Source organism: Aestuariivirga sp. (assembly GCF_046294715.1).
Lineage (GTDB): Bacteria > Pseudomonadota > Alphaproteobacteria > Rhizobiales > Aestuariivirgaceae > Aestuariivirga.
The window spans coordinates 25,916-49,627 of record NZ_JBKBKI010000009.1; the positions used below are offsets into that span (position 1 = coordinate 25,916).

The 23,712-nt window shown below is 66.2% G+C and carries 19 protein-coding genes and 1 pseudogene; 2 read left to right on the forward strand and 18 right to left on the reverse strand.

Features of this window, described 5'->3' with window-relative positions; genetic code table 11:
- Positions 1-83 precede the first annotated feature (83 nt).
- On the forward strand, positions 84-1,349 hold the full coding sequence (locus tag ACK4HL_RS08385; protein WP_409758560.1) for a DUF3422 family protein: 1,266 nt from the start codon (positions 84-86) through the stop codon (positions 1,347-1,349).
- A 94-nt stretch (positions 1,350-1,443) separates the two neighbouring features.
- On the opposite strand, the gene ACK4HL_RS08390 is transcribed toward ACK4HL_RS08385, so the two are convergent.
- The 14 genes from ACK4HL_RS08390 to ACK4HL_RS08455 all read right to left on the reverse strand — a co-directional run bounded on the left by ACK4HL_RS08390 (position 1,444) and on the right by ACK4HL_RS08455 (position 19,347).
- On the reverse strand, positions 1,444-2,613 hold the full coding sequence (locus ACK4HL_RS08390) for a Gfo/Idh/MocA family protein (protein WP_409758563.1): 1,170 nt from the start codon (positions 2,611-2,613) through the stop codon (positions 1,444-1,446).
- 29 nt (positions 2,614-2,642) lie between these two features.
- Positions 2,643-3,701 carry a sugar phosphate isomerase/epimerase family protein gene (locus ACK4HL_RS08395; protein WP_409758566.1) on the reverse strand — a complete coding sequence of 353 codons (1,059 nt, stop codon included), beginning with the start codon at positions 3,699-3,701 and terminating at the stop codon, positions 2,643-2,645.
- Positions 3,702-3,728: 27 nt separating this feature from the next.
- Positions 3,729-5,045, reverse strand: a complete 1,317-nt coding sequence (xylA, locus tag ACK4HL_RS08400) for a xylose isomerase (protein WP_409758884.1) — start codon at positions 5,043-5,045, stop codon at positions 3,729-3,731.
- Positions 5,042-6,499: a xylulokinase gene (gene xylB, locus ACK4HL_RS08405; RefSeq protein ID WP_409758569.1), complete on the reverse strand. Its 1,458-nt coding sequence runs from the start codon at positions 6,497-6,499 to the stop codon at positions 5,042-5,044. Before xylB ends, xylA begins: the two co-directional genes overlap by 4 nt.
- Before the next feature lie 8 nt (positions 6,500-6,507).
- Complete coding sequence (locus ACK4HL_RS08410; protein WP_409758572.1) at positions 6,508-7,533, reverse strand: LacI family DNA-binding transcriptional regulator; 1,026 nt, start codon at positions 7,531-7,533, stop codon at positions 6,508-6,510.
- 69 nt (positions 7,534-7,602) lie between these two features.
- Positions 7,603-9,069: an alpha/beta fold hydrolase gene (locus ACK4HL_RS08415; protein WP_409758575.1), complete on the reverse strand. Its 1,467-nt coding sequence runs from the start codon at positions 9,067-9,069 to the stop codon at positions 7,603-7,605.
- A gap of 5 nt (positions 9,070-9,074) precedes the next feature.
- Positions 9,075-10,730 carry an ABC transporter ATP-binding protein gene (locus tag ACK4HL_RS08420; protein ID WP_409758578.1) on the reverse strand — a complete coding sequence of 552 codons (1,656 nt, stop codon included), beginning with the start codon at positions 10,728-10,730 and terminating at the stop codon, positions 9,075-9,077.
- Entirely contained in the window at positions 10,720-11,622 is a 903-nt protein-coding gene (locus tag ACK4HL_RS08425; RefSeq protein WP_409758581.1) for an ABC transporter permease, read from the reverse strand. Before ACK4HL_RS08425 ends, ACK4HL_RS08420 begins: the two co-directional genes overlap by 11 nt.
- Positions 11,619-12,590 (reverse strand): ABC transporter permease, encoded by a 972-nt coding sequence (locus ACK4HL_RS08430; protein WP_409758584.1) that lies wholly within the window; start codon positions 12,588-12,590, stop codon positions 11,619-11,621. The genes ACK4HL_RS08425 and ACK4HL_RS08430 overlap by 4 nt, the downstream gene beginning before the upstream one ends.
- Before the next feature lie 140 nt (positions 12,591-12,730).
- Positions 12,731-14,338, reverse strand: coding sequence for an ABC transporter substrate-binding protein (locus ACK4HL_RS08435; protein WP_409758587.1), 1,608 nt, complete (start codon positions 14,336-14,338; stop codon positions 12,731-12,733).
- 212 nt (positions 14,339-14,550) lie between these two features.
- Positions 14,551-16,149, reverse strand: a complete 1,599-nt coding sequence (locus ACK4HL_RS08440; RefSeq protein ID WP_409758590.1) for an ABC transporter substrate-binding protein — start codon at positions 16,147-16,149, stop codon at positions 14,551-14,553.
- 124 nt (positions 16,150-16,273) lie between these two features.
- On the reverse strand, positions 16,274-17,224 hold the full coding sequence (locus ACK4HL_RS08445) for an Hsp33 family molecular chaperone (protein WP_409758593.1): 951 nt from the start codon (positions 17,222-17,224) through the stop codon (positions 16,274-16,276).
- Positions 17,224-18,153 (reverse strand): ornithine carbamoyltransferase, encoded by a 930-nt coding sequence (gene argF / locus ACK4HL_RS08450; RefSeq protein WP_409758596.1) that lies wholly within the window; start codon positions 18,151-18,153, stop codon positions 17,224-17,226. The genes ACK4HL_RS08445 and argF overlap by 1 nt, the downstream gene beginning before the upstream one ends.
- Positions 18,154-18,162: 9 nt before the next feature.
- Positions 18,163-19,347, reverse strand: a complete 1,185-nt coding sequence (locus tag ACK4HL_RS08455; RefSeq protein ID WP_409758599.1) for an aspartate aminotransferase family protein — start codon at positions 19,345-19,347, stop codon at positions 18,163-18,165.
- A 434-nt stretch (positions 19,348-19,781) separates the two neighbouring features.
- On the opposite strand from ACK4HL_RS08455, the gene ACK4HL_RS08460 reads away from it, so the two are divergent.
- The gene (locus tag ACK4HL_RS08460; protein ID WP_409758602.1) at positions 19,782-20,318 is read left to right on the forward strand and encodes a GcrA family cell cycle regulator; all 537 of its coding nucleotides are present in this window, start codon (positions 19,782-19,784) and stop codon (positions 20,316-20,318) included.
- A gap of 153 nt (positions 20,319-20,471) precedes the next feature.
- Here the strand turns inward: ACK4HL_RS08460 and phoB are convergent, their stop codons facing one another.
- The 4 genes and pseudogenes from phoB to pstA all read right to left on the reverse strand — a co-directional run.
- On the reverse strand, positions 20,472-21,173 hold the full coding sequence (phoB, locus tag ACK4HL_RS08465) for a phosphate regulon transcriptional regulator PhoB (protein WP_409758605.1): 702 nt from the start codon (positions 21,171-21,173) through the stop codon (positions 20,472-20,474).
- 1 nt (position 21,174) lies between these two features.
- On the reverse strand, positions 21,175-21,897 hold the full coding sequence (phoU, locus tag ACK4HL_RS08470) for a phosphate signaling complex protein PhoU (protein WP_409758608.1): 723 nt from the start codon (positions 21,895-21,897) through the stop codon (positions 21,175-21,177).
- A 17-nt stretch (positions 21,898-21,914) separates the two neighbouring features.
- A complete protein-coding gene (gene pstB, locus ACK4HL_RS08475) occupies positions 21,915-22,682 on the reverse strand; it encodes a phosphate ABC transporter ATP-binding protein PstB (RefSeq protein ID WP_409758887.1) in 768 nt (255 codons plus the stop codon).
- A gap of 73 nt (positions 22,683-22,755) precedes the next feature.
- Positions 22,756-23,577: pseudogene (gene pstA / locus ACK4HL_RS08480) on the reverse strand (phosphate ABC transporter permease PstA); the annotation flags it as partial.
- Positions 23,578-23,712 lie beyond the last annotated feature (135 nt).

A 23,712-nucleotide genomic window follows, 5' to 3' on the forward strand; every position in this document is an offset into this window, starting at 1 on the left:
TGGGACGCGGCGTGGGGGGAAAGCCCCTTGCGTCGCATTGACCGCTTTCCTCGGCGCAACTAAGGAGTGCGGCAGGGCCACACATGCGCGATCACGAACTCCGGCACGCTCTCAACGACGAACTCCACGGGCGTCCCGGGCTTCCTGTGACCGCCCCTGCCCGCATCACGCATCTGGCCTTCACCCTCGGCGAGGGGGATGCCGACCCCCTCACCCACGTGAAACGGCTTTGTGACGCGCTGGGCGTCAGGGCCCCGGCGGACGGCGCGGCTCACCATGGCACGGAGATTGCCGGAGGCCTCCTCAAATATGAGCGGCACGGCGAGTTCTACCGGGTGAGCGTCACTGCGGCGGGCGGGCCGGAGAAGGGCGAGGCCCTGGCGCTGCTGCCGCTCGGCTGGGTGGACAGCCTGCCCGGCGCCCGGCTGGTCGGAATCCACACCCGCATCCTGCCGAAAAGCGAGCCCGAGCCCGACGTCGCCGCGCTGACCACCTGGTTCGGGCACGAGGACATCGCGGGATCGCGGGTGAGCCTCGGGCTCGCCACCGTGTGGACCGATTTCCGCATCGGGGCCGACGGCTACACGCGCATGCTGGTACATGACCATGGGCTCTCGCCCTTCCGCCTCGGCCGCGTGAGCCGCCGCATCCACGAGATAGAAACCTACCGCATGATGGCGCTGCTGGCGCTGCCGCTGGCGCGCCAGGTTCAGCCGGAACTCGCGGCGCTCGAGCGCGCCCTTTCCGGCGTGACGGCGGACATGCTCTCCGCCCGGGAGAGCCACGAGGATGCGGAGCTGCTCGCCGCCCTGAGCCGAATCGCACGTGACGTCGAGGAGATCTCGAGCCGCACGAGCTACCGCTTCGCGGCAGCGCGCGCCTATGCCGCCCTCGTGGACAAGCGCCTCCTCGAACTGGGCGAGGAGCGCGTGATGAACTTCCAGCGCATCGGCGTTTTTCTGGACCGGCGATTCTCGCCCGCCATGGCAACCTGCCTTGCCGTGTCTGAACGCATCAGGAGCCTCGCCGAGCGCAGCGAACGGGCCTCGAACCTCCTGCGCACGCGCGTCGACATCGCGCTCGAGGCACAGAACCAGCAGCTGCTGAAGTCCATGGAAAGGCGCGCCCAGCAGCAGCTGCGGCTGCAGGAGACCGTGGAAGGTCTTTCCGTCGTGGCGATCAGCTACTACCTGATCGGCATTCTCGGCAAACTCATCGAGGGCATTGGCGTCTACGCCCATGTCGAGACGAAACTCGTCAGTCTGCTGAGCATCCCCGTGGTGGTGTTCCTCGTCTGGTATGGGATCAGGAGGCTGAGGAAGCACATCCTCAGCATGAAGGGGGAGTAGGAGTCCTCGTCGGGGCGCTGCCGCGCCACCTTCTCCCGCCTGCGACGGGAGAGGGGGCTTTCGCGCTTTCCAAAGACGGGTGAGGGGCCCCCGCCTAGAGCTTCGTCCACCTGCCGTTCTTCTCGGACGACTTCACGCAGGCCTCGATGAAGGCCATGCCGGCGATGCCGTCGGCGATGCCAGGGAAGGCAACCTCCTTCTCGGGCTTCCTGCCTGCCCGCTTCGCCTTGATGGCGCGCGCCACTTCGGAATAAACGTTGGCGAAGCCCTCGAGATAGCCCTCGGGATGGCCCGGCGGCACGCGCGTCACGCGGCCCGCTGCGGCGTTGGAACCCGCACCGCCCCGCGTGATCAGCCGCTTCGGCTCGCCGAATGGCGTGAACCACAGATAGTTCGGGTCCTCCTGCCTCCATTCGAGCCCGCCCTTGCTGCCGTAGACGCGGATTTTGAGGCCGTTCTCGTTGCCGGGCGCCACCTGGCTCGCCCAGATCATGCCCTTTGCACCGCCCCGGAAGCGCAGCATCACGTGGACATTGTCGTCCAGCACGCGCCCCTTCACGAAGCTCGTGAGGTCCGCCGAGAGCTCCTCGCAGGCAAGACCCGAAACGTCGCAGAGGAGCTGGAAGGTGTGTGTGCCGATGTCGCCCACGCAGCCGCCCGCACCCGAGCGTTTCGGGTCCGTGCGCCATGCCGCCTGCTTCTGGCCGGTCTTCTCCAGCGCGGTGGTGAGCCAGTCCTGGGGGTATTCGCCCTGCACCACGCGGATATCGCCAAGTTCACCCGCCTTCACCATGGCCTTGGCCTGGCGGATCATGGGGTAGCCCGAGTAGTTGTGCGTCAGGGCGAAAATGACGTCGGGGTTCCTCGCCAGCAGCTTTTCCAGGGCCTTCGCCTCCTTGAGGTTCAGCGCCAGCGGCTTGTCGCAGATCACGTGGATGCCCTGCTCGATGAAGGCCATCGCAGCGGGAACATGGACATGGTTCGGCGTTACGATCGAGACCGCCTCGATGCCGTCGGCCCGATGCGCCTCCGCTTTCGCCATCTCGCCGAAATCGGCATAGATGCGATCCGGCGCGAGGCCCAGTTCCAGACCTGAGGCCTTCGCCTTCTTTGCATCGGCGGAAAGTGCTCCCGCCACGAAGTCGTAGTGATCGTCCATGCGCGCGGCGAGGCGGTGCACGGCGCCGATGAAGGCCCCCTGCCCGCCGCCCACCATGCCGAGCCTGATGCGGCCTGAATTCGCGTCGCTCCGTCCCGAAACCATGTGAGTCCTCCTGTTGTCTGCGGACGGCGTCAGGCCAGCCCCAGCATGCGCCGGGCCACGGAGTTATCCGTGCCTCCGCCGGCAAAATCGTCGAACGCCTTGGCAGTGGTCTTGATGATGTGGCTCTCGATGAAGGGCGCGCCCTCCGCCGCACCCTGCACCGCGTCCTTGATGCAGCATTCCCATTCGAGCACGGCCCAGCTGTCATAGTCGTAGGCGGCGAGCCTCGAGAAGATGCCGCCGAAATCCACCTGCCCGTCGCCCAGCGAGCGGAAGCGGCCGGCGCGCTTCAGCCAAGGCTGGAAGCCCGAATAGACACCCTGCCGGCCCGTCGGGTTGAATTCCGCGTCCTTCACGTGGAACGCGCAGATGCGCTCGTGGTAGATGTCGATGAAGTCGAGATAGTCGAGCTGCTGCAGCACGAAATGCGAGGGATCGTAGTTGATCTGGCAGCGCGGATGATTGTTCAGCCGCTCGAGGAACATTTCGAAGGTGACGCCGTCGATCAGGTCCTCGCCGGGGTGGAGTTCGTAGCCCACGTCAACCCCGTTCTCGTCCATGGCGTCGAGCAGCGGCTTCCAGCGCCGGGCGAGCTCGTCGAAAGCCTCCTCGATGAGGCCCGGCGGCCGTGGCGGCCAGGAATAGAGGAACGGCCAGGCGAGCGCCCCCGAAAAGGTGACGTGCGCGGTCAGCCCCAGGTTCCTCGAAGCCCTGGCGGCGAGCTTCATCTGATCCTCGGCCCAGGCGCGGCGGTCCTTCGGCTTGCCGTGGACGGCTCCCGGGGCGAAGGCGTCGAAGCCCTCGTCATAGGCGGGGTGCACGGCCACGAGCTGGCCCTGGAGATGGGTGGAGAGCTCGGTGATCTCGACGCCGTTGGCCTTGGCGACACCCTTCACCTCCTCGCAATAGGTTTTTGACTCGGCGGCTTTCTTCAGGTCGAAGAGGCGGCCGTCCCAGCTGGGGATCTGCACACCCTTGTAGCCGAGCGAGGCGGCCCATTTGGTGATCGCATCCCACGAGTTGAAGGGGGCCGCGTCTCCCGCGAACTGCGCGAGAAAGATGGCGGGGCCCTTGATGTCTGTCGGCATTGATTGTCCTCCCTGGAATTCGTGTCTTCAGATGTAGGAGTTGAGCAGGTTCTCGATTCGCTCCTGCTGGCCGGATTTCGGCTGTGGCTCGATGCCCTCGGCATGGACGCGCGCGGCGATCGACTCGAGCGTTTCTCTCCCCTCCAGCATGGCGCGGTTCTTCGGCTCGCTCCATTTCGCGTAACGCTCGGAGACGATGCGGCCGAGCTTGCCCTCCTCCAGGATCTTCGCCGCGATGAGGAGGCCCCGCGCGCAAGCGTCCATGGAGCCCACATGGGCGTGGAGAATGTCGTCGGGGTCGATCGACTGGCGTCTGATCTTGGCGTCGAAATTGAGACCGCCCGTGGTGAATCCTCCGGCCTTCAGGATCTCGAGGAAGGCGAGCGACATCTCCGGCACGTTCATCGCGAACTGGTCGGTGTCCCAGCCGGACTGGTAGTCGCCACGGTTGATGTCGATGCCGCCGAAGATGCCCAGCGCCGCGGCGAGAGCGATCTCGTGCTCGAAGGTGTGGCCGGCGAGGATCGCATGGTTCTGCTCGATGTTGACCTTCACGTCCTCCTTGAGGCCCAGCGCGTTGATCGTGGCGAAGACCGTGGCAACGTCATAGTCGTACTGGTGCTTGGTGGGCTCCTGCGGCTTGGGCTCGATCAGGATCGGGCCCTTGAAGCCGATCCTGTGCTTGTACTCGACCACCATGGCGAGGAAACGCTTCGCCTGCTCGAGTTCCTGTCCGATGTTGGTGTTGACCAGGGTCTCGTAGCCCTCGCGGCCTCCCCACATCACGTAGTTGGCGCCGTCGAGGTCCTTCGTCACGTCCAGGCAATGCTTCACCTGCGCTGCGCAATAGGCGAAGACGTCGGGGTCCGGGTTGGTGGCGGCACCGGCCATGAAGCGGCGGTTCGAGAACATGTTGGCCGTGCCCCAGAGAAGCTTCTTGTTCTTCGCCGCCATCTTCTTCTCGAAGACTTTCGCGATCTCGGTGACGTTGGCGTTGAACTCCTTAAGCGACTTGCCTTCCGGCGCGATGTCGAGGTCATGGAAACAGAAGAAGTCGATGCCGAGCAGTTCCAATGTCTCGAACATCAGGTCGGCCTTCATCCGGGCGGCCGCCATCTCGTCGCCCAAGTGGTGCCACCGGCGCATGAAGGTGTCGCCGCCAAAGGGGTCGGTGCCCGGCCAGCACAGCGTGTGCCAGTAGGCGACGGCGAAGCGCATGTGCTCGCGCATGGTCTTGCCCATCACCTTCTGGTCCGGGTTGTACCAGCGGAAGGCGAGATCGCTCGTGGAATCCGGGCCCTCGTAGCGGACCGGCTCCTTCCGGGAATAGAACTCAGTCATCAGCGATAGATCTCCTTGATGGCGGGATAGATGCCGGCATAGCGCCGGTAATGGGCCTCGTAGGCCTCGCGCGCCCTGGGCTCGGGCCTGATGGTGCGCGCCGTCCTGGGAGCGGTGAGAACCTTGCGGTAGTCCGCGCCCGTCGCGGCGATGAGGCCGAGGCGCGCCGCGCAGAAGTCGCCGCCCACGTTCCCCGCCGCCGGGAGATCGACGGGAACGCCCAGCACGGTGGCGATGATCCGGAGCCAGAGTTCCGACTTCGAGCCGCCGCCTACGGCGGTGACGCGCTTCACTTCCGTTCCCGCATCCTTCAGCGCCTCGAGCGAGTCGCGGAAGGCGAAGGCCACGGCGTCGAGGGCCGCGTGGGTGAGCGTCCTGTGGTCGCTCTCATGCCCAAGTCCCATGATGAGACCGCGCACCTGGGCATCCGCCACGGGCGTGCGCTCGCCCGAGAGATAAGGCAGCATCAGCGCCGGCGATGGCCCTGAGAGTTTCGTTCCGAGCGCGGCCGTCAGCTTTGGGGCGGGAACGCCCAGCACGCCCGCGAGCCATTCGAGGCTCGCCGCGGCGGAGAGGATCACCCCCATCTGATGCCAGGTGTTGGGCACCGCATGGCAGAAGGCATGGACGGCGCGCCCTGCGTTGGGGCGGAACTGGTCGTTCGAGACGAACATCACGCCCGAGGTGCCGATCGAGACGAGGGCGGCGTTGTCCGTGACCGCGCCGATGCCGCAGGCCGCCGCCGCGTTGTCGCCGCCGCCGCCTGCCACCACCGGCCGCTTCGGCATGCCCCAGGCCTTGGCGACGGCGGCGGTGAGGCGGCCCGTCGCGTCGGTTCCCTCGTAGAGCTTCGGCATCTGCTCGAGGTTCATGCCGGAGGCGGCCAGCAGCCGGTCCGACCAGTCGCGGCGGGCGACGTCAAGCCAGTAGGTGCCGGAGGAGTCGGACATGTCGGAGGCGAACTCGCCGGTCATGCGGAAGCGGATGTAGTCCTTGGGCAGCAGCACCTTCGCCACCTTCCCGAAGACTTTCGGCTCGTGCTTCTTCACCCAGACGAGCTTCGGGGCGGTGAAGCCGGCGAGCGGGATGTTGCCCGAGATGGCGCGGGCCTTGGGCTCCGCAGCCTCGATGTCGTCGCATTCGCGGAAGGCGCGCGCATCGTTCCACAGGATGCAGGGACGGAGCGGCTTCCCATCCTTGCCGAGCAATGTGGCTCCATGCTGCTGACCGGAGAGCCCGATGCCCTCCACGGCGGCAACCGCCTTGGGCTTCATCCTGCCGAGCGATTTGACGACCACGTTGCAGGCCTTCCACCAGTCTTCGGGGTTCTGCTCCGACCAGCCGGGCTGCGGCCGAGAGACCTTGAGGGGTGCGGACGCCGTCGCCAGGATCTTCTGCTTTCCGTCGATCAGCACGCCCTTCACCGATGACGTTCCGAAATCCAGCCCGAGATACATGTGCCCCCTCACGGAATGTTGTCGCGCAGGTAGATGTCGATGCGGATGCGCTCCATGGCGTCCACGATGGGTGCCCGGTCGGCCTTGCACATGAGCACGCGGATGGCGCTTCTCACCTCGTGGCCGGCATCCTGGTTGATGATGATGTCGATCGTGCCGTCGATCAGCGCCCGGCGCGTGTCGTCCGTCAGCTCATGAGTGATGAACACGATGTCGCGCGAACGGCCTGCCTGCGCCAGCGCCGCCGCGATCCCGCGCGAGCCCGCACCGACATTGTAGATGCCGACGAGGTCGGGGTGGTCGGCGATCAGCTGCTCGGCGAGCCTCAGCATCTTCGCGCTGTCGTCGCGGCCTTCGCGCACCGGAAGCAGCGCAAGGTTCGGGAAGTCGGCGGCGATCACCTGCTCGAAACCGAACTGCCGCTCCACATGGTCGCGGAGCGACAGCGATCCGGCGATGAGCCCCACCTTGCCGCGCCGCCCGCAGGTGTAGCGGCCCATCAGCGTGCCGGCGGTGCGGCCGGCGGCGGAATTGTCGATGCCGACATAATGGATGCGTTTCGAGTTCGGCACGTCGGAGACGAGCGTCACGACGCTGACACCGCGCTCGCTCAGCGCATTGATGGCCTCGCGCACGCGCGGGTGGTCCAGCGCCACGACGGCCGTGCCGTCATAGGCGGTGCCGATCCCGTCCAGCGTGGCGGCGAGCGCCTGGGCGTCGAACACGTCGGTATGGAAGAGGTCGATCGCCACCTTCTCGCCGGCCATGCGGGCCGCTTCCTCGCGCACCGCATCGGCGAGCGCGATCATGAAGGCGTTGCTGCCTTCCGGCAGGATGAAGCAGAAGCGGTATTCCCGGGCGCGCGCGAGGCGGGCCGCCAGCCGGTCCGGCTGGTAATTGAGGCGGCGGATCGCCTGGGCCACCCGCTCGGCCGTCCGGGGCCTCACGGCGGCGCGGCCGTTCAGCACGCGATCGACCGTCGCGACGCTGACGCCCGCCTCCTCCGCGACATCCTCGATGGTAGCCCTGGCCATGCTTCATCAAAGCCTTCCCGGCGTTTTTGTCAATTCCTGATAGGCGTCTATCAACCGGGGGACGCCTGGCTAGTCCACGGCCTTGACGGTGCCCTGGCGGTGGTCGCCGGAATAGATGCGGAAACGGCCGATCTTGCGTTCGGCCGCATAGCGCCGAAGCATGGAGCGCGTCGCCTCGTCGGGCAGCTTGTCCCAGGGGATGTCCTCGAAATCGGCCAGCACGGTACGGCCCCGCGCATGAAGCAGCGCCTCGCCGCGGTAATAGATGCACTGCTCGCGGGTGTCGGGGTTCTCGTAGACGGCAAAGAGGAACCCCAGCGTCGCATCCATGCCTTCGCGCCTGAGCATTTCATGAAGCTGCGAGGCGCTGCCGTTCTGGCCCTGTCGTCCCGCCTCGGGCAGCGAAAGGCCGTTGGGGCGCGATGGATCGGGAAGCAGCACGAGGCGGTTGTCGCTCTCGAGGATCGCCCCCACCACGGTGCGGCTGGCGGAGATCGCGGCGTTCACCGCCGCCTGCTCGAGGCCCAGCGTGATGTAGTGGCCGCGGGCGTAGCCCAGCGGATTGGCGTCCGAATAGGAGAAGGCCTCGATGTGGCCCATCAGGATGATGTGATCGCCTGCATCGATCACTTGGTAGCGCGCGCAGTCGAACCAGGCGGCGGAGCCCTCGATCAGGGGATTGCCGAAGGGCCCGCGGCGCCAGCGCGCCACATCGAACTTGTCCGGCCGCTTCGAGGCGAAGAGCACGGAGGTGTCCTTCTGCGCCTCCGACAGGATGTTGATGGCGAAGCCGCGAGCCTGGCGGAAGACGTCGATGCTGGCGGCGGACTTGCCGATGCACATCATCAGCAGCGGAGGCTCGAGCGAGACCGAGGTGAAGCTGTTGGCGGTAAAGCCGCGCGGCTGTCCGTCGACGCCGGCGGTGGTGACGATGGTCACCCCGGTCATGAAGCTGCCGAAGGCGGTGCGGAGTTCGCGGTTGTCGAAGCTGCTGAGGCGCTCGGAGAGGAAACCGGCGAGCAGCGCCGCAGTCTCTGCCGCGTGGGTGAAGGGCATGTCGGCACCCGCCCCTGCGATCACGGCGCCGCGGCCCCGCGGCAGGGCCCGGGCCAGCGCCTCTGACCTCGCTGCGTCGGCAGCAACAGCCACAGAGAGGACCGGGCAGAGGATGAGCGGCAGGCCTTCGGCATCAGGAACGCAGTTCAGGAGAGCGAGGCGCCTGACCCGTTGCGGATGAGATGCGGCGAGTGCCAGGGCAGCGCGGCCGCCCTCGGCGTGGCCGACGAGATTGGCAGAGGGAACGGCGAGATCGTCGAGAAGCCGCCTGATTTCGGTTGCGGCATCCTCCCCGGCGAGATCAGGAGCGATCACACGGTGAGTGGCGGCGAAGGCTTCAAACTGGTCCTGCCAGGCGGCAGCTTCCCCACCCTCGCCATGGATGAACACGATGGGTTCGCCCTCGCCTGCCTCCATGAAGCGGAGGCCTCCGATGGTCTTCCAGGGCTCGGTTGAAACGGAAGCGGGCACGGCCTGCACGATCCTCAGGCCCGCTCCTTCGCCCGGCTGCGCTGGGCGAGAAGATTGGTGAGCCAGTCAGGGTCCATCTGCGGCACGGAGGAAAGCAGGAGTTCGGTGTAGGCCGGATAGGGCGGGTTCAGCACCTGCGTCTTGGGGCCCTGCTGCACCACCCGGCCCTGGTGCATCACCACGATCTCGTCCGAAATCGCCCGCACGGTGGCGATGTCATGGGTGATGAAGAGATATGAGACATTGGTTTCCCTCTGCAGTTTCATCAGCAGCTTCAGGATCTCCTCCTGGACGATCTGGTCCAGCGCCGAAGTGACCTCGTCGCAGATGATGATCTCCGGCTCGGCGGCGAGCGCGCGGGCGATCGAGATGCGCTGCTTCTGGCCGCCCGAGAGCTCGGTCGGAAGCCGGTCGATGTAGCTCTCGTTGAGTTCGATGGCGTCGAGCAGTTCCGCCACCCGGCGGTCGCACGCCGCGCCCTTGATGCCGCGGTAGAATTCGACCGGCCGGCCGATGATGTCGCGAATGGTCTGGCGCGGGTTGAGCGAGGTATCCGCCGACTGGTAGATCATCTGGATGCGGCGGAGCGTTTCCTTGTCACGGTCCTTCAGGGCGCGCGGCAGCGGCTTGCCGTTGAACAGGATGTCGCCGCGCGACGGCGGCAGGAGGCCGGTGATGGCGCGGGCGAGCGTGGACTTGCCGGAGCCGGATTCCCCCACCACGGCCACCGTGCGGCCGCGCGGCAGGCGCACCGACACGTTGTCGAGAACCTTCACCACGCCGGAATAGCTCGCATCGACATTGCGCACCTGGAGCGCCACGTCGTCGCTGATCGATTCCTCCTTGGCGAGCTTGCGCACCGCCCAGAGCGAGCGGGTGTAGTCCTGCTTCGGCTCCTTCAGCATCTCGCGGGTGGGCGCCTCCTCCACCTCGAGTCCGTGGCGCAGCACCATGATGCGGTCGGCCATCTGCGCCACGACCGCGAGGTCATGGGTGATGTAGATGGCGGCGGTGTGGAATTGCTCCACGATGTTGCGCATCGCCGCCAGCACCTCGACCTGGGTGGTGACGTCGAGCGCAGTCGTCGGCTCGTCGAAGATGATGAGGTCCGGCCGGCAGGACATGGCCATGGCGGTCATGGCGCGCTGCAACTGCCCGCCCGAGACCTGGTGCGGATAGCGCTCCCCGATCCTCTCGGGATTGGGAAGCTGCAGGCGGCGGTAGAGGTCGACGGCATCGGCCACCGCCTTGTCCTCATCCCTGATGCCCTTGCGCACCACCGTCTCGATCGTCTGGTCGATCAGCCTGTGCGCCGGGTTGAAGGCGGCAGCCGCACTCTGCGCCACGTAGGCGATGCGCGAACCCCAGAGCTCGCGCCGCTCATCCTCGCTCGCGGCGCGCAGATCGATGCCGTCGAACGTGATCGAGCCGCCGACGATACGGCAGCCGGGCCTCGCGAAGCCCATGGCGGCTAACCCGATCGTCGACTTGCCGGCCCCCGACTCGCCGATGAGGCCCAGGACCTCGCCGCGCTTCAGCGTGAGGTCCACGCCCTTGACGATCGGGTGCCAGACGCCGTCGCTGTTGCCCTCGATGCGCAGCCCCCTGATCTCGAGGAGTGTCGCGCCCTTGACGCGCTGCCCGTCGCTCTTCGTCGCTTCACTTTTCATCGCGCAGCCCGCTCGTCTTGTGGAGGAACCAGTCCACCACGAAATTGATCGCCACGGTGAGGAGCGCGATGGCGATGGCCGGGTAGAAGGGCGCCGGGATCCAGGGGAAGGTCCGCACCGGGAAGGTGATGAGGGTCTTGCTCTCGGCCACCATGGAGCCCCAGTCGGCGGTGGGCGGCTGGATGCCGACGCCGAGGAAGGAGAGGGCCGAGATGGTGAGGAAGACGAAGCAGAACCTGAGGCCGAACTCGGTGATCATCGGCGGCAGGATGTTGGGCAACACCTCGCGGAAGATGATCCAGCCCATGCCCTCGCCGCGGAGTTTCGCCGCCTCGACGTAGTCCATCACCACGACGTCGAGCGCGGTGGCGCGGGCGAGCCGGAAGACGCGGGTGGAATCGAGCAGCGCCAGGATGAAGATCAGGTTTATGACGCTCTTCCCGAAGACGGCGAGAAGCATCAGCGCGAAGATGAGGACGGGGATCGCCAGAAAGGCGTCGACGATGCGCGAGATCGACTGGTCGAGCCAGCCGCTGCGGAGTGCGGTCAGCACGCCCAGCGTGCCGCCGATGGCGAAGGAGAGCAGCGTCGTCATGAAGGCGATGCCGATGGTGTTGCGGGCGCCGTAGATCAGGCGGGAGAACAGGTCGCGGCCGATCTGGTCGGTGCCGAGCCAGAACTCCGGCCCCGAAGGCTGGTAGGCCTTGCCGACGACTTCGGCCTCGCCATAGGGCGCGATCAGCGGCGCGAAGACGGCGGCGATCACGTAGATCAGGATCACGATCATGCCGAACCAGGCGCTGAAGGGTGCGGTGGCCAGCGTGCGGCGCGCATTCTCCCAGAAGGTGCGGCGGGCGCGGACGGAGCGGATGTCGGGGGCTTGCGCGGTCATTTCGGGTGCAGGAGGCGCGGGTTGGTGACGATCGAGATGATGTCGGCCGAGAGGTTGAGGAGGATGTAGGTGGCCGCGAAGATCAGGGCACACGCCTGCACGACCGGCATGTCGCGGCTCGAGACCGAGTCGACCATCAATTGCCCGATGCCCGGGTAGACGAAGACCACCTCGACCACCACCACGCCCACCACCAGATAGGCGAGGTTGAAGGCGATCACGGTGGCGATCGGCGCCCACGCATTGGGAAGGGCATGCTTGATGATTGCCTCGCGGCGCGGCACGCCCTTGAGCTGCGCCATTTCCATGTAGGGGCTGGCGAGCAGGTTGATGAGGGCGGCCCTGGTCATGCGCATCATGTGGGCAACGATGACCAGCGTCAGCGTGATCGCGGGCAGACCCGCGCGGTAGATGTGCTCGAGAAAGGGCGTCGCGTCCGATACGGTCGAGAGCGAATAGAACCACTTGTTCTTGATGGCGAAGAAGAACATCAGCAGATAGGCGATGAAGAACTCAGGCGTGGCGATGGTGGTGAGCGTCACTGAGTTGACGATGCGGTCATACCAGCTGTTGCGGTAGAGTGCGGCGAGGATGCCGAGCAGGAGCGACAGCGGCACCGCCACGATCGCCGTCATCAGGGCGAGGAAGAAGGTGTTGTAGAGCCTGGGCGCGATGAGGTCCGTCACGCTGCGCTTGATCGAGCCGCCGAGCCCGGCATAGGAATAACCGAAATCGCCCGTGAGGATTCCGCCGATCCACTCGACGTAACGTACCGTCGCCGGGCGGTCGAGCCCGATTTCGCGATTGAAGGCGGCGACTGTCTCGGGCGTTGCGCCCTGGCCGAGGATGGCCTCTGCGAAGCCACCAGGCAGCATCTCGAGGGACGCGAAGATCACGACCGACACGGCGAACAGCGTCAGCAATCCAAGTCCCAAGCGCTGCAGGACGGTTTTCAGAACCGGATGCATGCTTCTCCCCATGGGCCTCTTGCCGGGCCCCCCGACGGACAAGAGTAGCAGAACGTCACCGTCACGCTACTGCAAAAATGGCAAGGGCCGGATTGCGCTGCGGCATTCCGGCCCCTTCCGTCGGATGTCGCTCCGTCAGCTCAGGAGGTGAACCACCAGCGCTCGGCCACGCGCATGCCGTCGAGCTGCCAGTTGGCCGCCACCTTGCCGTGGCCGAGGGTCTTCACATGCGCCTCGACATATGAGTTGAAGAGCATGTTGATGAGGCCGCCGTCGTCATGCAGGATCTGCTGCATCTCGGCATACATGGCGGCGCGCTTGGCTTCGTCCGTCTCGGAGCGGGCGGCGATGAGCAGCTCGTTGAAGCGCGGGTGCTTCCAGAACGTGTCGTTCCAGGCGGCATCCGCCGCATAGGCGGTGGTCATCATCCAGTCCACGGTGGGGCGGCCGCTCCAGTAGGAGGCCACGAAGGGCTTCTTCAGCCAGACATTGTCCCAGTAGCCGTCATCCGGCTCCTTGATGACATTGATGTCGATGCCGCAGGCCTTGGCATGTTCCTTCCACAGGATGGCGGAATCGACAGCGCCGGCGAAGGCGGCATCGGCCACGGAGAGGTCGAAGGCCAGCGTCTCGAGGCCCGCCTTCTTCAGGTATTCCCTCGCCTTGTCGGGGTTGTAGCTGTGACGCGGCTGCGGATCGACGGCGAACTTCACCGTCGGCGCGATGGGGTTGTCGTTGCCAACCGTGCCGTGGCCGAGGAACACCTTCTCGAGAACGTCGTCGCGGTTCATCGAATGCTTGATGGCAAGCCTGACGTTCACATCGTCGAAGGGCTTCTGCGTGACGTTCATGACGTAGATGTAGTGGCCATAGCCGGTGATCTCGGAGACGTCGATGTCCGGGTTGGACTTCAGCTGGTCCAGCGTCTTGAGGTCGCAGCGGTCCATGTAGTGGATCTCGCCCGAGAGCAGCGCGTTGGTGCGTGCCGCCACGTCCTTGATCGAGTAGAATTCGACCCGGTCGAACCAGCCCTTGCCCGGCTTGTAGTAATTCTCGTTCCTCGTGAAGGAGGCCTTCACGCCGGGCTCGAACTTCTCGAGCTTGTAGGCGCCGGTGCGAATGCCGGATTCCCAGTCCACCGAACCGTCGTCCTTCTTCGGCATGATCGGCATGTGGTAGTCGGAGACGGTATAGGGGAAGTCGGCGTTGCCGCCGGAGAGCTCGAAGACCACGGTCTCAGGGCCATCGGCCTTGAGGGAAACGATCTCCTTCAGCAGCGACTTGGCGGCGGACTTGGAGTTCTCGGCCTGGTGATGCACCAGCGAGGCGACGACGTCCTCGGCCGTCACCGTCCGGCCATCGTGGAAGGTGATGCCCTTGCGCACCTTGAAGACCCATTTCTTGGCGCCGTCAGAGGGCTCGAAGCTCTCGGCCACGTCGCCCACGACGTTGCCGTCGGCGTCGATCTCGGTGAGGCTGTTGGCCAGCGTGCCCCACAGCGCAGTGCCGGTGAACTGGTCGGGATAGAGGCCGGGGTCCATCGAGTCCGTCGTGGCGCCATGGCCCACGCCGATCTTGAAGGTGCCGCCCTTCTTGGGCTCATCGGCCTGAGCCCTGCTCAGCATGCCGTTCGCGGCGGCGAGGCTCACGCCCGAGGCCAGCGCCAGCTGGGTGAATTCGCGCCGGCTAATGCGGCCGCGGACGGCCTCGCGCAACGCGGTGCCGAGTTTCTCCTGAATGTCCTTCATCGTCTCTCCCTTGACCGGCACAGCCGGCAGATTATCCACAGCTCAACGGCGTGCGGCTGGTGGCCGCCCTCTCTTGTCCAGAGACCCTTGAGATTTCCTCTTGGTATATCTGTGGTTGTCGCCGTCGGACGATGACGTTCTCACGACGAAAAGACCCCGTCAATTGGCTTGACGGGGTCTGGATCCACAAATTTATGTAATGTGTCGGGCCGTCAGGCCATCCACCAGCGCTCCACCATGTAGCCGCCGTCGCTGTCCTGGTCGGAGTTGAACTCGCCGTGGCCGATGGCGGTGTTCAGCGCACCGACGAAGTTGTAGAACATCAGCACCAGCTGGCCGCCGTCGTCATGCAGGAGCTGCTGCATCTCGGCATACATCGCCTGGCGCTTGGCCTCGTCGGTCTCGCCCCGGGCCTGGACCAGGAGTTCGTTGAAGCGCGGGTTCTTCCAGCGCGTGTCGTTCCAGGCGGCGTCGGCGGCGAGCGAGGTGGTGAACATCATGTCGATCGTCGGGCGAGAACCCCAGTAGCACATGGACCAGGGCTTCTTCAGCCAGACGTTCGACCAGTAGCCGTCGTCCGGCTCGCGCACCACGTTGATCTCGATGCCGGCCGCCTGGGCATGGCTCTGCATGAGCTGAGCTGCGTCAAGCGCTCCCGGGAAGGCCGCACTGGGCGGGGCCGAGAGATCGACCTTGAGGTTCTCGAGCCCGGCCTTCTTCAGGTAGCTCTTCGCCTTGTCGGGATCGTAGCTGTGGATCGGCTCCGGGTTGGTCGCATATTTCATCGACTGGCCGATCAGGTTGTCGTTGCCGGGCTTGCCGTAGCCGAAGAGGATCTTGTCGACGAGGTCCTGCCGGTTGATGGCGTGCTTGATCGCCAGACGGACGTTCACGTCGTTGAACGGAGCCGTGTCGCAGAGCATGGGTGCCGTGTAGGGCGTCGGGCCGCTCTGGTTATAGATCTCCGTGTCCGGCGCGTTCTTCAGCATGTCGATGGTCTTGAGGTCGGCGCGGTCGATGAAATGCACCTCGCCCGAAAGATAGGCGTTGGTGCGCGCGGCGACGTCGGCGATCGTCAGCATCTCGATCGCGTCGAACCAGGTGTCCTTGAAGTAGTTCGGATTGCGCTCGGCGGTGAGCTTCACGCCGGGCTCATAGGACTTGAGGATGTAGGGGCCCGCGCCGATGCCCTTCTCCCATTCGATCTTGCCGTCCGCCGAGGGATAGATCGGAAGGTGATAGTCGGTGGTGAGGTAGGGGAAATCGGCATTGGGCGAATTGAGCTCGACCACCACCGTCTCCGGCCCGTCGGCCTTGATGGACGTGATGGAGTTCATGAAGTCCTTCACCGGGGACTTGGAGTCCGGACCGATGTGGTAGTTGATGGTGGCCACCACGTCGTCGGCGGTCAGCGACTTGCCATTGTGGAAGGTGATGCCCTTGCGGAGCTTGATGATCCACTTCTTGGCCCCGTCGGCGGGCTCGAAGCTCTCGGCCACATGCGGAACGAGGCCGCCCTTCTGGTCGATCTGGGCAAGCGGCGCACCCATCACCGACTTGCCGAACTGGAAATTGAACCCGTTGGCCCAGGTTGCCGGGTCGAGCGTGTCGGTGGTCGAGCCGTGGCCGGAGCCGAACTTGAACAGCCCGCCCTTCTTGGGCTCGGCGCGCGCCGCCTTTGCGAACATCGTCTGGGCGGCGGCCAGCGTCACGCCGGAAGCCAGCGCCAGCTGGATGAAATCGCGGCGCGACAGCTTGCCCCGCGCCACCGCCGTTCCGGCGGCCTTCAGTTTCATTTCGAACTCGGTCATTTGCCTGTCTCCTTCAGGGGTTCGCCCGCTGCGGCTGAACCTGTCATGGAGATTTCCCGCCGTCAACGACACTCTCATGACGGGAGCGTGAATTGAACGCGCGATCAAGGCGTGCCCAGCCGCCTCAGCGCTCCAGCTCGCCGGGCCTCACCCGGTAGGTGGTGGAGCAGAACTCGCAGGTGACGGCGATCTCGCCGTTTTCCACCATGTCCGCCCGGTCTTCCTCGGGGAAGCGCGCCAGCATCCGGGCGATCGAGTCCTGCGAACAGCTGCAGTAGCGCGCCAGCGGCGTCGCCGGCCAGGCGGTCACCCCGTCCTCGTGGTAGAGCCGGTAGAGCAGGCGTTCGGCGGAGAGCTGCGGGTCGAGCAGCTCATGGTCCTCCACCGTGTCGAGCAGCAGCCTCGCCTTGACCCAGTCGTCATGTTCCCGGGGTGATGCGTCGGCCCCTTCCGGATTGTCGCCGGAATGGGTGGGAAGCGGGCTCGCGCCCCCCTCGCGCGGCAGGTGCTGCACCATCACCGCGCCGGCGCGCCAGCTCTCCGCCCGGCTGCCGCGCTGCAATAGCGGCCCCGCCGCCATGCGGATGCGGGTGGGGATCTGCTCGGACTTCTCGAAATAGCTGTGGGCGGCGGCGGTCAGGTCGCCGCCGTCCAGCGGCACGATGCCCTGGTAGCGCTCCATGTCCGGGCCCTGGTCAACCGTCATGGCGAGGTAGCCCGAGCCAAGAAGGGCCGCCTGTGCCGGGTTCTCAAGCGCCGCGACGCGGGCCGCATCGAAGCGGGCATAGCCCCTGATCTTGCCCGGCGAGACGTAGTCGGCCACCAGCATGTCCACCGGCCCGTCGGTCTTGGTCTGGAGGATGAACTTGCCGTCGAATTTCAGCATCGCGCCGAGCATGGCGGTGAGCGCCACGGCTTCCGCGAGAAGCGAGGAGACGGCGGCGGGATAGTCGTGGCGGTGGAGGATGTCGTCGACGGCGGCACCCAGCCGCACCAGCCTTCCGCGCACGCCGAGCGGCCTGATCTCGAAGGGCAGGACGAGGTCCTCGCCCGGAAGGCTCACGGCATCCGCCATCACGCACCCAGGCAGTGGAGCAGGATGCTCTTCTGGATGTGGAGACGGTTCTCGGCCTCCTCGAGGATCAGGGAGTTCGGGCCGTCCATCACCTCGTCGGTCACTTCCTCGCCGCGGTGGGCGGGGAGGCAGTGCATGAACCTGGCGCCGGGAGCCGCGTGCGCCATCAGCGCCGCGTTCACCTGATAGGGGCGGAGCAGATTGTGCCGGCTCGCGGCGTCCGTGTCGTGCATTGAGACCCAGGCATCGGTGATGACGCAATGGGCGCCCTGGACGGCCTCCTCCGGCGAGCGCGTGACGCTGACGGCCGCACCCTGTGCCTTCGCCCAGGCCATGAGTGCCGGCGCGGGCTCGAGTTCCTTCGGGGTTCCGAGCTTCAGCGTGCCGCCCAGCCGGGCGACGGCATGGATCCAGGAGGCGGCGACATTGTTGCCGTCGCCGATCCAGCTCACCGTCAGCTCCTTCAGGGGCGCCACATGCTCCTCCAGCGTCATCACGTCCGCCATGACCTGGCAGGGATGCGTGAGATCGGTCAGGCCGTTGATGACGGGAACGGTGGCTGCCGCCGCGAGTTCCGTGAGGTTGGAGTGGCGCGCGGCGCGGATCATGATGGCATCGACATAGCGCGACAGCACGCGGGCCGTGTCGGCGACCGTCTCGCCGCGGCCGAGCTGCATGTCGTTCGAGGAGAGCACCAGCGTCGCACCGCCCATCTGCCGCATGGCGACCTCGAAGGAGACGCGGGTCCTCGTCGAGGGCCGCTCGAAGATCAGCGCCAGCATGCGGCCGGCGAGCGGCGCATCCTTCTCCGTCAGCCCCTTGGGCCTGCCCCTGCGGCCGTCCTTCATGGCGCGGGCCTTGGCGAGGATGGCGTTCAGCGTTCCGGCGTCGAAATCGGAAATGTCAAGGAAATGCTTCGGTGCGGTCATGTCCGTTACTCAGGCCGCTGGCTTCGCCTCGAGCGCGCGGGCGGCGCGGTCGAGCTTCTCCACCGCTTCGGCGATGTCGGCGTCGGTGACGATGAGCGGCGGCAGCAGGCGCACGACGTTGTCGCCCGCGCCGATGACGAGGAGATGCTGGTCGAGCGCGGCGGCCTGGAAGGCGGTGTTCGGCACCTTGCACCTGATGCCCATCATGAGACCGGTTCCGCGCACCTCATCGATGATCGCGGGGTGCTGGTCCTTCAGCGCGGCGAGCTTCTGCTTCAGCGCGAGGGCGCGTTGCTGCACGCCCTCGAGGAAGCCCGGCGCCAGGACCACATCGAGCACGGCGTTTCCGACCGCGGTCGCCAGCGGATTGCCGCCGAAGGTCGAGCCGTGAGTTCCCGCCGTCATGCCGGCGGCCGCCTTCTCGGTGGCGAGGCAGGCGCCGAGCGGGAAGCCGCCGCCGATGCCCTTGGCGATCGCCATGATGTCGGGCGCAACCCCCGCCCATTCATGGGCGAAGAGCTTGCCGGTGCGCCCGATGCCGCATTGCACCTCGTCGAAGATCAGAAGCAGCCCGTTGGCATCGCAGAGCTGGCGCAGCATCTTCAGGAATTGCGGCGGCACGGCGCGGATGCCGCCCTCGCCCTGCACCGGCTCGATCAGGATTCCCGCCGTCTCCGGGCCGATCGCCTGCTTCAGCGCCGCCTCCTCGCCGAAAGGCACCTGGTCGAAACCCTCGACCTTGGGGCCGAAGCCCTCGAGATACTTGGCCTGCCCGCCCGCCGCGATGGTGGCGAGCGTGCGGCCGTGGAAGGCGCCTTCGAAGGTGACCAGCCGGTAGCGCTCCGGGTGGCCGTTCGCCGCGTGGAACTTGCGCGCCATCTTGATCGCGCATTCGAGCGCCTCCGCGCCGGAATTGGTGAAGAACACGGTGTCGGCGAAGCTCGCCTCGATGAGCCTCTTCGCCAGCTTCTCCTGGCCCGGCATCTGGTAGAGGTTGGAGGTGTGCCAGATCTTCCTGGCCTGCTCGGTGAGCGCCTCGACGAGGTGCGGGTGGCAGTGGCCGCAGCTCGTCACCGCGACACCCGCGCCGAAGTCGAGATAGCTCTCGCCATCCGGCGTGAAGACGCGCACGCCCTCGCCCCGCTCGAAGGAGACGTTCGCTCTGGCGTAGGTCGGCAGGACGGGAGGGATCATGGCGGGCCTTGCTGTTCGGAAAACCAAAAGGCGCCCGCCTTGAACCGGAGGGCGCCCATCGCTTGAAAAAGCCATATAAATCCATGATGGCGGAGGGTCAATCGGCGGCGTGCGAGGAGTGATTCACGGGCGCCAGCGAATGATTCACGGTTATCCACACTGAGTCAAAACAGCGCATGGACCCCCGATTCGCGGCGCTGATAAGGTTTCGTTAACCAGGGCCGGGGGCGGGAAACTGGGGAAAACAGTCCCGATTCCGGCGCGCGTGGTTGCGGGCGAGTCACCGCGTATAGTAGGCTCGGGACCATCGGCTACGAGATGTAGCGTCTAACAGTCAGTTCACGTGATCAATTACGCCGGAACGGAGCGGGTCCGGCGCAGCATGAGGGATTCCGTTGGTGGAAGCGCAGGAAACCAATCTAGGAGGGGCGAAATTGTCCTGGACAGATGAACGCGTCGAGCTTCTCAAGAAGCTGTGGGCGGAAGGCCTCAGCGCCAGCCAGATTGCCGGCCGCCTCGGGGCGGGTGTCACCCGCAATGCCGTGATCGGCAAGGTGCACAGGCTCAATCTTTCCGGCAGGGTGCAGCAGCAGCGCGCCGCCCAGCCGCGCACCCAGAGAAAGCAGCGCGAGCCGAGCCTCGCGCCGAGGGCGGGCGGCAGCACGCCGAGCCTTCCCACCGCCGGCAGCACGGCGCTGAAACCCATGCTGCGCGCCGAGGTGCAGCTGCGCCCGGCGGCGCTGCCCGAGCCGCAGCCCCTGCGTCTCGTCGACCTGCCGAAGGACGGCCGCGTCACCATCCTCCATCTCTCGGACAAGACCTGCAAATGGCCGATCGGCGATCCGGGCAGCGAGGAATTCTGCTTCTGCGGCCACGGCCCCCGCGACGGCTCGCCCTATTGCGAATACCATGCGAGGCTCGCCTACCAGCCAATCCAGGACCGGCGGAACCGCCGGATGGCCTTCGGCTGAGGCGGGCGACAGGGAATAGGACCGAATTCCCCTCTCCCGTCCGAAGGATGGGAGAGGGTGCCCGAAGGACGCGTTAGGGCCTCTTGCCCACGCAGGCACCGCATGCCCTCATCCGGCGCATTCCGCGCGGGAGAAAAGACTGCAAATCACTCCCTACCCTGTTCGGCCGAACCTCTCGTCGAAGGCATAGCCCATGCCGCGCACGGTGCGGATGGGATCTGGCTCGCGGCCGCGGCTCAGCGACTTCCGCAGCCGGCCCACATGAACGTCAACCGTGCGCTCGTCCACGTAGACGTCGCGCCCCCACACCGTGTCGAGGAGCTGGCCGCGCGAATAGACCCGGCCCGGGCTCTGCATCAGCTGTTCGAGAAGCCGGAACTCGGTGGGCGAAAGATTGATGTCGCGCGTGCCCCGGGTCACCCGGCGGCTGCGCCGGTCGAGCGAGAGGTCGCCGGCCTTCAGCTGGTCGGCAACGGCTTCGGGATTGATGCGGCGCAGGATGGTGCGGATGCGCGCCAGGAGCTCGGGAACCGAGAAGGGCTTCACCATGTAGTCGTCCGCGCCGGTGGCGAGCCCCCTCACCCGCTCGGCCTCCTCGCTCCTCGCGGTGAGCATGATGATCGGGATGTCGCGCGTCTCGGGCTTCGTGCGCAGCAGGCGGCAGACCTCGATCCCCGACATGCCGGGCAGCATCCAGTCGAGCAGGATCAGGTCCGGACGCTCCTCGGCGAGGAGGCGCATCACCTCCTCGCCATCGGCCGTCTGGCGCACGCGGTAGCCCTCCGCCTCGAGATTGTAGGCAAGGAGGATCTGGATCGGCTCCTCGTCCTCGACGACCAGGATGGAGGCGCTCATGTCACTCGTCCGACGGCCGGAAGCCTTCGACCCGGAGCGAGGACGTCACGTCCTTCTTGGGCCGGCCTTCGCTCAGCGGCTTGCCGTACACGAGGTAGTGGATGTTCTCGGCGATGTTCGTCGCATGGTCGCCGATACGCTCCATGTTCTTGGCGCCGAAGAGCAGGTGCGTGCACAGCCCGATGTTGCGCGGATCCTCCATCATGTAGGTGAGGAGCTCGCGGAAGATCGAGTTGTAGAGGGCGTCGAGGTCCTCGTCGGAGCGCCACACGTCGAGCGCCATGGTGGCGTCCGAGCGCGAATAGGCATCGAGGATGTTCTTGAGCTCCACCTGCGCGAGCCTCCCCATGCGGGTGACGCCCGCCATGAGCTTGCGCGGCAGCTGGTCGGACATGGCGTGGGTGCGCTTGGCCGTGTTCTTGGCCAGGTCGCCGATGCGTTCGAGGTCGGAGGCCACCCGGATCGCCACCATGATCTCGCGCAGGTCGCGCGCCATCGGCTGGCGCTTGGCGATGGTGAGGATGGCCTTCTCCTCCACCTGGTGCTCGAGCGCGTCCACCTTCTCGTCGTTCTGGATGACGCGGTCGGCCAGCGCCGTGTCGCGGCGGGCCAGCGCGTCGATCGCGTCGTCGAGCTGCTGCTCGACGAGGCCCCCCATCTGCGCCAGCATGGTCTTGAGGTGGGCAAGGTCCTCGTCATAGGCCCTTACGATGTGGTCCGACATGCGGTTTCTCCTCAAGCTCAGCCGAAGCGGCCCGTGATGTAGTCCTGCGTGCGCTTTTCCTGGGGTGCGGTGAACATCTCGTCGGTATCGCCATACTCGACGAGGGTGCCCAGGTGGAAGAAGGCGGTGAGCTGCGAGACGCGCGCGGCCTGCTGCATCGAGTGGGTGACGATGACGATGCAGTAGTTCTGGCGGAGTTCGTCGATCAGCTCCTCGATCCTGGCGGTGGCGATCGGGTCGAGGGCCGAGCAGGGCTCGTCCATCAGGATCACCTCGGGATTGACCGCGATGGCGCGGGCGATGCAGAGGCGCTGCTGCTGGCCGCCGGAAAGACCGGTGCCGGGATGGTCGAGCCGGTCCTTCACCTCCTCGAACAGGCCCGCCTTCTTCAGGCTCGAGACGACGATCTCCTCGAGATCGGTCTTGTTCCGGGCAAGGCCGTGGATGCGCGGGCCGTAGGCGACGTTCTCGAAGATCGACTTGGGGAAGGGGTTGGGCTTCTGGAACACCATGCCGACGCGGGCGCGGAGCTGAACCACGTCGATTGCGGAGTCGTAGATGTCCTCGCCGTCGACGGCGATGCCGCCCGTCACGCGGGCCGATGCGATCGTGTCGTTCATCCGGTTGATGGCGCGAAGGAAGGTGGACTTGCCGCAGCCCGAGGGGCCGATGAAGGCCGAGACGGCGCGGTCGGGAATGTCGATCGACAGGTTCCGGATGGCGTGCTTCTCGCCATAGAAGACGTCGACGTTGCGGGCGGATATCTTCGTCTCGCGCTCGGCCATGATGCGCGGGCTCTGCGGCGTCACGAGGGTCTCGAAGGGGACGGGGGCGTTCATCTGTATTGACCTGTCTGCTTCACCAGCGCCTTTCGAAGCGCTTGCGGGTGTAGATGGCGAGGGCGTTCATGAGGAAGAGGAAGGCGAGGAGCACGATGATCGCCGCCGCCGTCTTGGCCTGGAAGGCCTGTTCCGGCAGGTCCGACCAGAGATAGATCTGCACCGGCATGGCGGTCGCCGCGGCGGTGATCGATTCCGGCACGTCGACGATGAAGGCCACCATGCCGATCATCAGGAGAGGTGCGGTCTCGCCCAGGGCATGGGCCATGCCGATGATGGTGCCGGTCATGATCCCCGGCACGGCGAGCGGCAGCACGTGGTGGAAGATCGCCTGCTGGTGCGAGGCCCCGACGCCGAGGGCCGCCTCCTTGATCGAGGGCGGCACGGCCTTCAGCGCGGCGCGCGAGGCGATGATGATGGTGGGCAGCACCAGGAGCGCCAGCACAAGGCCGCCAACCAGCGGCGCCGAGCGCGGCAGGTCGAAGAAGTTGAGGAACACCGCGAGCCCGAGCAGGCCGAAGACGATCGAGGGTACGGCCGCGAGATTGTTGATGTTGATCTCGATCAGGTCGGTCAGGCGGTTCTTGGGCGCGAACTCCTCGAGATAGATCGCCGCGCCCACGCCGAGCGGCAGGCAGATGAGGAGCGTCACGAAGAGGGTCAGGGCCGAGCCCACCAGCGCGCCCCTGATGCCGGCGAGCTCCGCCTCGCGCGAGTCGCCCGAGGTGAAGAAGCGCCAGGCGAAGCCGCTCTCGATTGCACCCTGGGCCTTCAGCGTCTCGAGCCAGATCGCCTCGCGGTCGGAGGTGCGCCGGCCGGTCTCCGGCGTTTCGATGGTAAGGACGCTCCATGTATCGGCGGACTGGGCAGTGGCCGGCACGACCGGCTCGGCGAGGACCGAGTTCTCCGAAAGCTCGGTGACGCGGAAGGCGCCGCCCGCCGCCTCGACGACGAGGCTCGGGAGATTGCCGTCGAT

Bases quoted from the DNA above. Each gene is read 5' to 3' on its own strand.
- ACK4HL_RS08420 (WP_409758578.1), bottom strand. From the start codon at position 10,730: ATGAAAAGTGAAGCGACGAAGAGCGACGGGCAGCGCGTCAAGGGCGCG.
- ACK4HL_RS08410 (WP_409758572.1), bottom strand. From the start codon at position 7,533: ATGGCCAGGGCTACCATCGAGGATGTCGCGGAGGAGGCGGGCGTCAGC.
- ACK4HL_RS08430 (WP_409758584.1), bottom strand. From the start codon at position 12,590: ATGCATCCGGTTCTGAAAACCGTCCTGCAGCGCTTGGGACTTGGATTG.
- phoB (WP_409758605.1), bottom strand. From the start codon at position 21,173: ATGAGCGCCTCCATCCTGGTCGTCGAGGACGAGGAGCCGATCCAGATC.
- xylB (WP_409758569.1), bottom strand. From the start codon at position 6,499: ATGTATCTCGGGCTGGATTTCGGAACGTCATCGGTGAAGGGCGTGCTG.
- ACK4HL_RS08385 (WP_409758560.1), top strand. From the start codon at position 84: ATGCGCGATCACGAACTCCGGCACGCTCTCAACGACGAACTCCACGGG.
- argF (WP_409758596.1), bottom strand. From the start codon at position 18,153: ATGACCGCACCGAAGCATTTCCTTGACATTTCCGATTTCGACGCCGGA.
- ACK4HL_RS08390 (WP_409758563.1), bottom strand. From the start codon at position 2,613: ATGGTTTCGGGACGGAGCGACGCGAATTCAGGCCGCATCAGGCTCGGC.
- ACK4HL_RS08455 (WP_409758599.1), bottom strand. From the start codon at position 19,347: ATGATCCCTCCCGTCCTGCCGACCTACGCCAGAGCGAACGTCTCCTTC.
- ACK4HL_RS08425 (WP_409758581.1), bottom strand. From the start codon at position 11,622: ATGACCGCGCAAGCCCCCGACATCCGCTCCGTCCGCGCCCGCCGCACC.
- phoU (WP_409758608.1), bottom strand. From the start codon at position 21,897: ATGTCGGACCACATCGTAAGGGCCTATGACGAGGACCTTGCCCACCTC.
- ACK4HL_RS08440 (WP_409758590.1), bottom strand. From the start codon at position 16,149: ATGACCGAGTTCGAAATGAAACTGAAGGCCGCCGGAACGGCGGTGGCG.
- ACK4HL_RS08395 (WP_409758566.1), bottom strand. From the start codon at position 3,701: ATGCCGACAGACATCAAGGGCCCCGCCATCTTTCTCGCGCAGTTCGCG.
- pstB (WP_409758887.1), bottom strand. From the start codon at position 22,682: ATGGCCGAGCGCGAGACGAAGATATCCGCCCGCAACGTCGACGTCTTC.
- ACK4HL_RS08445 (WP_409758593.1), bottom strand. From the start codon at position 17,224: ATGGCGGATGCCGTGAGCCTTCCGGGCGAGGACCTCGTCCTGCCCTTC.
- ACK4HL_RS08435 (WP_409758587.1), bottom strand. From the start codon at position 14,338: ATGAAGGACATTCAGGAGAAACTCGGCACCGCGTTGCGCGAGGCCGTC.